At 65.2% G+C, this 11151-nt stretch carries 5 protein-coding genes and 1 riboswitch; all 5 genes read left to right on the plus strand.

All coding sequences use genetic code 11. The features are described from left to right. The first annotated feature begins 41 nt into the window (after positions 1-41). A complete protein-coding gene (locus Q8K99_07185) occupies positions 42-1148 on the plus strand; it encodes a cytochrome c3 family protein (protein MDP2182336.1) in 1107 nt (368 codons plus the stop codon). A 274-nt stretch (positions 1149-1422) separates the two neighbouring features. Continuing rightward, on the plus strand, positions 1423-5514 hold the full coding sequence (locus Q8K99_07190) for a cytochrome c3 family protein (GenBank protein MDP2182337.1): 4092 nt from the start codon (positions 1423-1425) through the stop codon (positions 5512-5514). Between the two features lie 86 nt (positions 5515-5600). Further along, the gene (locus Q8K99_07195; protein MDP2182338.1) at positions 5601-6125 is read left to right on the plus strand and encodes a hypothetical protein; all 525 of its coding nucleotides are present in this window, start codon (positions 5601-5603) and stop codon (positions 6123-6125) included. 3 nt (positions 6126-6128) lie between these two features. Next, positions 6129-7562 carry a cytochrome c biogenesis protein ResB gene (locus Q8K99_07200; GenBank protein MDP2182339.1) on the plus strand — a complete coding sequence of 478 codons (1434 nt, stop codon included), beginning with the start codon at positions 6129-6131 and terminating at the stop codon, positions 7560-7562. A gap of 91 nt (positions 7563-7653) precedes the next feature. Then, positions 7654-7739, plus strand: a riboswitch (cyclic di-GMP riboswitch). Positions 7740-7851: 112 nt separating this feature from the next. Continuing rightward, on the plus strand, positions 7852-11151 hold a 3300-nt coding region (locus tag Q8K99_07205; protein MDP2182340.1), incomplete at its 3' end, for a cytochrome c3 family protein.

Here is an 11151-nt window from a genome sequence, read left to right on the forward strand (position 1 = left end):
TTATCATGACTGATCCGCGGTTCGTCCGAACGGTGGTGCGCTTGAAGCTTAGAGTCTGGCTTCGGGTCTGCATGGTCGCGCTCACGGCCCTGTGCGCGGCTTCGCCGGTGTTCGCCTATGACGAGCTGACCCCGTCCACCGGCAAGAACTGCCCTGAATGCCACGGTCTGGAGTCGGGTGTCGCGTCGCCGACGGTCGCTCCGACGCGCACCGGCCCACACGGCGGCTACTCCACCGGCACGCGCAAGTGCCAGACCTGCCATACCATTCACAAGGCCGCGAGCGGCGGTACCAAGCTGCTGCCGGCCGCCACGATCAAGGCGACCTGTGAGTCATGTCACGACGGTAGCGGAGGGAATGGCGTCTACGGCGTTCTCGTCGCGCGAAGCGTGACGCCGGCTGCCAGGCATCGGATCGGAGCTACCAACGTCGTCCCGGGAGGCGATGCAGTCGGAGGCGGCAGCGCGACCCGGACATTCTCCGACAAAGTCACCGATCCTGCGGGATACCTCACGTGCAGCGATTGTCACAGTCCGCACGCGGCGAACACCGTAGCCACGTTCACCGGCGACCGGTGGCGGCGAGCTGGCGACAATCCCACGAGCGTGCTGACGAACCGCTTGCTCAAGAAGCGGCCGACAAGCGCCCCCGCCGATGTTGCCACGTACGGCGCGGGCTGGTGCGCGGGATGCCACCAGGGCCGAAAGTACGTGTCTGGAGGCAGCGTCGTGAACCACCCGGTTGAAGTGGAGACTGGCACACCCGGTGTGGACTACTTCAACTATGAGAACGTCGTACGCGTCACGGGTCCAAACACGTCGACGACCGAGACGACGCTCAAGACACTCGGCTACAACAACCTCGGCTACGTAATGCCGTTGCCGCGCAGCGCGAAGCAGACCGGGCACTATCCCATCTGCCAGCAGTGTCACGAGGATGCCCGCAGCGTAGGCAACGATCCCGCGCAGAAGCAGCGCATCTCGACTCTGAACGGATTCAATGAGGTCTTCACCATCACGCAGGCGGACGGCAACGCGTCCACCAACAACCCGCGCTTCCAGACATTTCCCCACGAATCGGCGAACGCTCGCTTCCTGATCGAGACGGACGACAGTCTGTGTCTCAACTGCCACACACCTCCGGGCTAGCCTCGCCAGGTGTGTGCGAGCGTTGCACCGCGGGCGTCCGCGGTGCGTGCGTGCCAGGTTCTGACAAGAGGGGGCGCCCCAGGGCGTCCCTTTCCACGCACGACGACGGCCAGTGTACGAGTTCACTTGTGCGAACGCCCGGGAAGATACAAGGAGAGTGTCGAGAAAGTGTGACCGCTGTCACACTGACCCTTGATAAGAGGGACGATAACGAGGATGAAGAGGTGTATCGTGCCTCGTTCTGGCGTACGTGTTCTCGGGGAGGTCGAGTAGGGTGAAGCGGAAGACATGGTGGAGGATCGCAGCGGTTGCGGTCCTGGTCTCCGTCACATGTGTGGCGGTGGCAGCGGCAGGGATTGCGGGTGCTGGAAGTGCTCCGGTCACGATCGACACGCGCAAACCGACTGCTCCCGCGATAGCCGGTGACCGCGTTGTATGGTCGGACTATGTCGACGATTCCTACGAGATCTTCCTCTACGATGGTGCAAGTGGTGTCACGAGCAGGCTGACCTCCACCCCCGAGAACGAGGTCCAACCCGCGACTGACGGCAAGACCGTCGTATGGGCGCAATACGGCGCCAAGGACGCGGACATCATCGCCTACGACATCGCCTCCCGGTCGTATGTGACGGTGACCAACGCCTCCGGCAACCAGCTCAACCCCGACGTGAACGGCGGCTTCGTGGTGTGGGAGGAGCGCGGTCGCTCCTATGTGCCACAGGTCTATGCCCGCAGTCTCAGTGGCGGCGATCCGTTCAAGATCGACGGCCTGTCGCAATCGGCTGCCCGTCGCCCCCGCATGGGTGGCGACTGGGTCGTCTACGAGTACCTCCCGATGAACCTGAGCGACGACGGCGACATTCGGGCGTACAACTTCGTGACGAAGGCGATCACGACGATCGCCAACACCGACGCGCAGGAAATTCTGCCTGTCACCGACGGCCGCTACGTCATCTGGGCCGATGGCTCCGGCGCAGACCGCGACATCCAGGGCTACGACTTGCTGGCGGGATCCGCATTCCCGGTCCGCGTGCAAGCGGGCAACCAGACGTACCCGGTCATCGACGGTGGAGTCGCCTACTGGGTTCACAACCAGCCTGGCAAGCGCCTGCACCTCGACGGCTACGACATCGCGGGCGCTCAGGCGTTCGCGTTCAACGATGCCGGCTCTTCTGACGTCAACGCTGTCAGTGCGCGTGGCGGCGGTATCGCATGGCTGGAGCCTCGCGCAGACGGGCAGTGGCGCCTCCGGGCGATCCTTGGCCCGACGGCCGGTGCAACGTCCTCGCTGGCTTCGCTACTGCCGGTTTCGCCGGCGTGGCTGCCCTTCCGTCTGGCCCAGCTGTCAACGGCCGGAGATACGACCGCCCCCGCGATCGTGTCCACGTCAGTCAAACCGGGTGCGACCAATGTCGATGCAAACACGGATGTGACGGTGTACTTCTCGGAGGCGCTCGACGCCTCGACCGTCGACGCCGAATCGATGCAGCTCGTCGCAGCTTCCATGGGCGAGCCCGTCGACGCTGCGGTGCGATACTCGGCTCGCGCGAAGGCCGTCACCGTCTCACCCGACGAGCCTCTCGCCGAGGACTCGTACACCCTGTCCGTGGCCGCCGGGGTCTCTGACCGGGTCGGCAACGCCATCGGCACGCCGCTCGCAGTCTCCTTCGCAACGGACAGCATCATGGCGGACACTCTGGCGCCGACCAAGCCCGGCAACCCGACGGCACGCGTGTCCGGTCTCACCCAGGTCGCGCTGACCTGGACGGCATCTGTCGACGATGTCGGCGTGACCGGATACGACATCTACCGGGACACCGTGTCGTTCATCACAATCGGCTCCCGCACGCCGATCGCAAGCGTTGGTGCGGGCGCGACCTCCGCGCTCGTCAACATCGACAGCACAGTGCCGAGCGAGCGCACCAAGAAGTACACCCTGTACTACGTCATCGTGGCCAAGGACGCCGCAGGCAACACCGCGTTGTCCGGCAACGCCGTGCCCGACCCGCATGGGACGACCGCGATCGGCACGAACACGTGTCTCGGTTGCCACTCTGTTCACGGCGGTGGGAGTCGTCCGTCGAGCTGGGGTGCCCTTGGTGCCAAGGGTGCCGAGGCGTGCTACCTGTGTCACGGCAACACCGCGGCGGCCACTGCGTTCGGCTATGGGTCGAGCCTCAACACGCAGGCGCGGTTCTTCGACTACGTGGCGAGCCCGCTTCCCAGCGGGGGCACCCGTCACCGGAACACCTACATGGCGGTTACGTCGGGAAACCAGAACTCGTGCGACATGTGTCACACGTCGCATCGCAAGCCGTACGACACCGATTCCACGAAGGGCTACACCCGGATGGTGCGCTACTGGGACACCGGTTCGGGTGGGCGCTTCCTGTACTACCGCAGCGACGGCAACGTCGTGGATGTGAACGGCGTCGTTGTGCAAGCAGGGCTCGGCAAGGAATACTGCGCGTCGTGCCACGGCGCAAGCCTCGAGCGCATCGAGAACATCGACGTCGGCGGCCCGGGCGCATGGGCGAGCAGCTCCGGTGACCATCTGACCGGTTTCGACGCGGGAGCCCACGGTTCGGCGACTGTGAGGTGGGACCCGGCTCGACCGACTGCAGACGGCCCCAAGATCTCGTGCGAAGCGTGCCACAACAAGCATGCGTCGCCCATTGGCGGCCTCGTGGACTACCGGGTCTCCAACACGCAGACATCTGAGTACGAGCAGTCGGGCGTGTGCTTCGCGTGCCATGTCGACAATTACGTTGCCGAGCAGGAGAGCGGCATGAGCGTGAGCACGAACGCCTTCTCTGCATGGAACGGCCGCAACGTGCGGACCGAGTTCGCTCGCGTTTCCAGTCACCCCTACTCCGCCCAGACGGGCTCGCTCACATGCTACAATTGCCACAACACGCACATGGTCCAGAAGGGCACCGCCGGGGCGGCATGGCAGACGAGCCGGGTAAGCAACCCGGCCAACACAAAGCAAAACTACTCTGGGACTGGATTCGCAAGCTTCTGTCTGGCGTGCCACAAGCAGTCGAGCGGGACCGTGCTGTCTGCGGTTACTAACTCCTCGACTACGCTGGTGCCATACAGGGTCGTTCTCCGGGACATGGGTGCGTACTCGTTCTTCCCCGGCTGGAACAAGACCACGACCAGCGTCGACTGGGCTGGCTCGCGTCATGCGGCAGTCGGTGCCGTGCCCGGTTGCGAGACGTGTCATGATCCGCATGGGTCGAACTTCCCGCGTCTTACCGCACTCACGCAGGGCGCCAACGTCCGCGCGAACACGAACGCCGCGGTCTCGAAGGAACAGAACCTCTGTTCGAGCTCGGACGGTTGCCACAGCAGTACCGCGGCTGGCAGCAAGAACACAGGCACTGCGTTTGCCCAGACCTACAAGCATCCGATCGCCACCGACGACGTCCACACCGACCTCGAAGACCAGTCGAACTTCGGTTCGGAGAAGCGGCACTCCGAGTGCGTGGACTGTCACGACCCGCACGCCGCGCGCGCCGGGATCCACACCGCCGGCAGCGCGACGGCGGGCGGCGCCGTTCGCGGGTCTTTCGGCGTGAAGCCGAGCTGGAGCGGCGAGTGGACGGTCGCCACCGGCTACACCATTGTTCGCAACACGGGGCAGGCGACCGATTACGAGGCATATCTTTGCTTCAAGTGTCACTCGAGCTACTCCGGCCAGCCGTACAGCGTCACGAGTAACGGGCGCACGTACACCTCGACCGACGTCGCCCTCGAGTTCAACGAGAACAACGAGTCCGGCCACAACGTCATCGGCAAGTCGACCGACGGCAGCTCCATCTGGCCAAAGACGAGCGGCGTCGGCGCGGCGGACAACCGCACGTGGTCGTTGCCGACGACAGCGAACTGGCTCAAGACCGGGTGGACCCCGACATCGAAGGTCACCTGCTCTGACTGCCACACGTGGGGCGGGACGGGCGCGGCCGGTCCGCACGGTTCGAGCGTGAAGTACATGCTCGACTCGGGATTCCCGACCGACTGCGAGACCGCGTACCTGGACATGAGTCAAGCCAGTCGAGACGCCCTCATCTGCTCCAAGTGCCACAACAGCAACTACCGCGGCATGAACAACGTGCATGCGCGCGGTGACCACGCCGGGGTGGTCGACGCGCGCTGCATCGGCTGCCACGTCAAGATCCCGCACGGGTGGAAGCGTCCAAGACTCCTCGGATACCGGAGCGATCCCGAGCCCTACCGGGCGCTGTATCTGACCGGTATCACCGACAAGAACTACACGGCAACTGGCTGGAACAAGAGCGACTGCGGGCAGAGCGGGTGCGGCGGGCACAGCGCGAACCCGGCGGGCACCAGGTGGCCGTAGACCGCATCGCGACATCGCTGACGGAGGGGCGGGCCAGGGCGGCCCGCCCCTTTCGCGCGCAGTCGGCAACCACTACGATTGCTCGTATGACCTCGCGCCGTTGCATACTCCTTGGATTCGCGCTTGCCTCAGCGCTCGTCGTCGCGCTTGCGACCGGCTGTTCGCCCGAGACCCCTGCGACCACCGAGAACCCGGGTCCTCCGCCTGCGGCTCCTACGGCGGAGCTCACATCACCCGAGTCCTCGGTCCGCTCCTACATCGACGCTATCGGCTACGCGTACCGCACGGCGCGCTCCGAGGAGGCGACCCACGCGATGACCCTTTCGGAGTGGGTTCGGGTCGACTCCTACATCGAGCTCAACCGCATCGACGGGCGCGCGCTCGAGCAGACGCTGACGGCATTCACGATCCGCGCGCAGTCCCAGGAGGGCACGCAGGCCGTGCTCGCCGCCGCCGAGCAGTGGAAGTACCGCTACATCACGATGAAGACCGGCGTGTATGACGGTCCTTGGAGCCAGGCCTCCTACGAGACCACCTACACGCTGGTCAACCAGGCACAGGGTTGGCTCGTCGACCGGGTCGAGGCGAAAGCCCTGACCTCTGTGGAGTAGCGCATGGCGAGCCGCATCCGGCGATTGCTCACGTCGCGCCGCCTCGCCGTGGGGCTGCTCGCGACGATGGCCGCTTGGTCGGCGGTCGCGATGTCAGTACCGCAGGCATCCCTCGACGCGGCTGCAGCCTCGGCGTGGACGGCCTCACACCCGACACTCAGCGCCGTCGCGCGGCTGTTGGGGCTGGATAGCGCGTTCTCATCACCGCTCTTCGGTCTGGCGTTGGGAATCCTGCTCGTCAGCACGCTCACGTGCGCATGGGAGCGCACGCGAATCTCGCTTCGCGGTTGGCGTAGCGCCGGCACACTCTCTCCTGGTGGACTGAAGCGCCTGCAGCGGAACCCCGAGCTTGTCGTCACCATAGCTCCCGGTACCACCGTCGAGCAGGCTCTCAGCTCCGCCGAGGACGTGGCGCGCACTCTGCGCCTCAGGGTGCGCCGCGGCCCGACCCTGCTCGAAGGCTCGGCGGGCCGGGTGGGGCTCCTTGGCAGTCCGGTGTTTCACTGGTCGCTTGCGCTGCTGATCGCCGTGATCGTCGCAGGGCGGCTGACCAGGGCCGAGGGCATGGTCGGTGTGCCCGTAGGGGAGCGCGTGTTGGATGCGGCTTCGTCGTACCGCTCGCTCGACGCAGGGCCGCTCTACCCGGGGCATTCGGGGCTCGGGATCACCGTCGACGAAGTGCAGGAGTCGTACAGCCCCGATGGGCTGAACCTCGGGGTTGCCGTCGAAGTGGCGCTGTGGGACGGAGAGCGGGAGGTTGCGCGCCAACTTGTCTACGCCAACCACCCGCTCAGGTACGGCACTCTCATGGTGCATGCGAGCGACTGGGGGCTGGCACCGTCGTTCTCTCTCGAGGACTCGCGCGGAATCGAGACGGCGAGATCGTCCGCACTGGTCGACTTCCTGCCGGGTGACTCCGTCCGCACCGATGTGAGCGGCTTCGACATAACCGACAGTTCGGGGGAGTCGCGGTTTGGCGTCGACGTGAGCGTGCCGCTCGACGCCGAGGAGCCCTCGGTCGAGATCACGGTCACGGATCTGGTCACCTCCGATGTGCCGGGTGCGGCGACGCTGGGCGTGGGGGAGGCCTTCGAGCTGCCGGACGGCGAGAAGTTGCGGCTCGCTGCGGTGCCTCGCTACGGGCGGCTATCCGTCGCCGACGACTGGAGCGTGGTGCCGATCTACGCGTTGTTCGCGTTCGCCACGGTCGGGCTCTCCTTGGCGATTCTCACGCCGCATAGGCGGGTGCGGATTCTGGCTGTGGAGGCCGAGGGGCGGGTCTCGCTCCATGTCGTTGTGCAGCACGATCGGGGGAGCGCGGTCTTTCGCGAGGAGGCGCTTGATGCGTTCGGGAGGGTGGGTGCGAATGGGGGGCGAATCAGGCCCAGCGGCGGGGTCACCCAGTCGGATGAGCGACGAAATCAGCCGAAAGGGTGAGCCGTCATGGGTTGACTACCATGTGACTCCCATCACATAATGTGTCTTAACCCATGTCCGTGGTGACGTGAAGTCGCCAAGGGGCCGGACGTGAGCGAACGGAAGCTATGATGCATCATCCGGAAAACTGGGCACCTGGATGATGTGGAGCCAGTGGTGCAACCGGCCGTACGCTGCGGTCGGTTTTGTGTTCTCCGGGGACTGCCCAGAACCCGGCTTCCAGGACTCCGGCCGCAAAGCCCAGGCGGACATGACGGGTGGAGTACGAGCGAAGCGGGGGAGTTCAGTGATGAAGAGCAGACTACTGCTGTTTGCGCTGCTTGTCGGGGTGGTAGTCGCGATTCCAGTCGCGGCATCCGCGATCCCAGTGCCGCCCTTCGAGACGAACACATCGTGTCTCGAGTGTCACGACGTGGCGGCCGGAGGTCCGGTGATAAGCACCGTGGACTTCTCGGCGGCGTCCGTGGACCTGACGAAATGCAATGCGTGCCACTGGGTTCAGAACCACTACCCGCATGGCAGCTTCGTGCAGTGCAACTCGTGCCACTACTCGATGCCCACGCGCACGGACTTCTTCAACTCGAGCGTTTCGACACCCTACGGCTTCTTCGCGTCCGCGGTCTCCCCCTCGCTCGACCCGGCGCTCATCCACGAGGCCCATGCGAACGGCTCGTGGCCAAAGGGCGTCACGACTCACCCGACCAAGGGCCAACCCGTGTACTGCGCGTCCTGTCATGCCCCCGCAGCGTGCGATGCATGTCACGGCACCGTTCCACACGGAAACCACACCGCTGCGGCTCCCGGTGATCCCTACCCCGGCGTCACTCGCACCGTCGCTCGCGGTGCGACTCCGGCACAGTACTCCACGACCAACACCACGGTCAGCGAGACCAGCCGTTGCATCAACCCGTCCTGCCACGACGTGGCGGGCGTTCCTGGCGCGATCGTCCGCGCCCAGTTTGAAGAGAACAGCCCCTTGGTCACCTACGCTCCTCTTTGGGACACAGAGCTTTCCCTGTTCTACTCAGGTGGACAGCTGTTCTACACCGGCCGCGCAGGATACAAGGCGAACATCACGGTCAGCGGGCCCGGCATCGTGCGCGTGTACGGACTCCGTGACGCTTTCGGAGGACTCGCTGATGTCACCGTGGATGGCGGATCCCCGACACGTGTCGACTTCTTCAGCAACGCGACACAGTACAACGCGCTCGTGTTCCAGACCGATGATCTGTCCGTCGGCCTTCACACCATCACCATCACTGCGCTCGGACGGCGTACTCTTGGCTCGGGGGGCAACAGCGTGTACCTGGATGTGGTCCGCGTCCTGAACCTGACCGGAGCGAGCTTCAAGCCGGACTGCACCGACTGCCATGCCGACCGCAAGGTCACTCACGGCTACGATTCTGTCGACCACGTTGCAGATGTAGGCGCTTCGTCCAACCCGGGCGAGCCCGCGTGCGGCACTTGCCACGAGATGGACGTGCTCACCGAGCACGAGAGGAGCTCGTCATCCTCGGCGGGTGGGACGTGCGGTACATGTCATCCTGCGCCCCGGGATACCTATGGCGACTGGGATCAGTCGTGCGAGCAGGGCGGCTGTCATGCCGCCGGAAGCGCCACCGGCAAGCACGCCGACATGGCGAGTGACCACACTCCGCCTTCGGCGGGCGCCGTTTGCGCCGAGTGCCATGCGGGCGACCTGGGCGCCGTGCATGTTGATGCGTCCGTCACCGATGGCGCGGGCACGCGTACGACGTGCAACGTCTGCCACACTACGACCACAGTGCCGACCACCAACGACTGCACCGTCTGCCACTTCACATTCGACGGTCACTACGACGCCGCCGTTCACACGAGCACCTGGACCCTTGCTGGCTGTGACAGCGCCGGGTGCCATCCGACCCGCGACTTGATGGACGCGCATACGGACAAGAACGCCGCGTTCACCTGCTTCGGCTGTCACTCGAGTTCCGACCCGATCGTAGTAGCCGCCATCGACGACGGCGACACCGCGTGCGGGACGTGTCACACATCCGTCTCGCAGACGGACAGTCATCGCGCGGTGCACTGGGCGAACCCGCCGCTTGTCGGCGGTGTCACTCCCACGCCGTTCTACTCGTACTACACGGGCTCTGCGGGCACGTCTCCCACGAAGGACTGTGCGGGATGCCACGTCAGCAACCTCGTCGACGAGCACATTGGCGTCTTCGAGAACGGCCAGTGGACGCGCGTGCCGAGGACGGACTCCGCCGGCGCGGCTCTCACGTGTGCGACATGCCACGCATCCCTCGACTCAGCGACTATGACTGCGATCGCGCTCGGCCAGACCAAGTGCGATGCGTGCCATGTCGTCCACGGACCGATCGGAAAGGTCCACAAGTCGACTTATGTCGCGAATCCCGACATAGACTGCTCCGGTTGCCACAGCGTGGACCTGACCGTGGTCCACAACGGCTACATGACGACCACGACGCCGAGCGGAAGGGTTCTGTCGGGGTGCGAGCTCTGCCACGCATACACCGAAGGCGATCTCGGCCAGCGGGTCCAGGATGCCATCGCGGTCACGAACGACACGAAGTGCGATGCGTGTCACCTGGCCTACCACGAGGGCTCCACCTCTCATGGGGCATCGGCTCCCGAGAGTGTCGATGACTGCGGCACGTGCCACGGAACCGTCGAGGCCGGCGTGCTCGATGTCGTTTCAATCCATGCTGGCGTCACTTCTCCCGGGCCGTGCAAGGTCTGTCACAACAACCCGACGCGCGTGGTCGATCTGACGACCAAGAGCGCTGAGTGCGCCTCGTGTCATGCGACGGTTGGGACCGACTACCACCGCAACATGGACGTCCATGTCTCGCCGGACGCGGCGCTCTGCAGCGGTCAGTGTCACCACCGAAACCCAGACGTTACCGTTGTCCATACTGCGGGGTGTACGACCTGTCACACCACCGTGAACACCGAGGGCATCACCACGGCCTGCACGAACTGTCACTTGGTCCAAGGCGAGGACTATCACGAGAATATCGACGCCGCCCATACCACGAGCGACGCGCCGAGCACGGACTGCATACGGTGCCACGGAGACACGCCTGACGTTCGCAAGATCCACACGACGTTGCAGTGTGCGACATGCCACAACAGCCTGTGTGTGGATTGTCACACGGTTCATTCCCCCGCGCCGGGCAGTGCGCTCCTGAAAGTCATGGCGTGCTCCACGTGCCACGCCGTCTCCGGGACCGAGTACCACCGCACCATGAACGACAAGCACACCTTCGGCGCCATGGACCCGGGCTGCGTGAGCGCCGGCTGTCATGCCGCCAACACGCTGCCGGAGGCTCATGCGCCATATCTCGACCGCTACCCGCAGTACACCGACACGTGCGCGCTTTGCCACCTGAACACGGGCGACACGCGCGTCGCCAACGGCTACCCGCCGATCGACTGGGCTACGGCGAGCGCGGACTGCTCGACGTGCCACACGGTCCACGGCGACATCACGACGATCCACACCGCTCCGGCAAGCCAGGAGTGCGTCGACTGCCACGAGACGGCCGACGTCCGCACCATCCACGGCGCGACCCAGGCCGCC

Source organism: Actinomycetota bacterium, from assembly GCA_030682655.1.
GTDB lineage: Bacteria > Actinomycetota > Coriobacteriia > Anaerosomatales > JAUXNU01 > JAUXNU01.

Excerpts from the sequence above, each read along its gene's own strand:
- Q8K99_07195 (MDP2182338.1), top strand. The coding sequence starts at position 5,601 with ATGACCTCGCGCCGTTGCATACTCCTTGGATTCGCGCTTGCCTCAGCG.
- Q8K99_07200 (MDP2182339.1), top strand. The coding sequence starts at position 6,129 with ATGGCGAGCCGCATCCGGCGATTGCTCACGTCGCGCCGCCTCGCCGTG.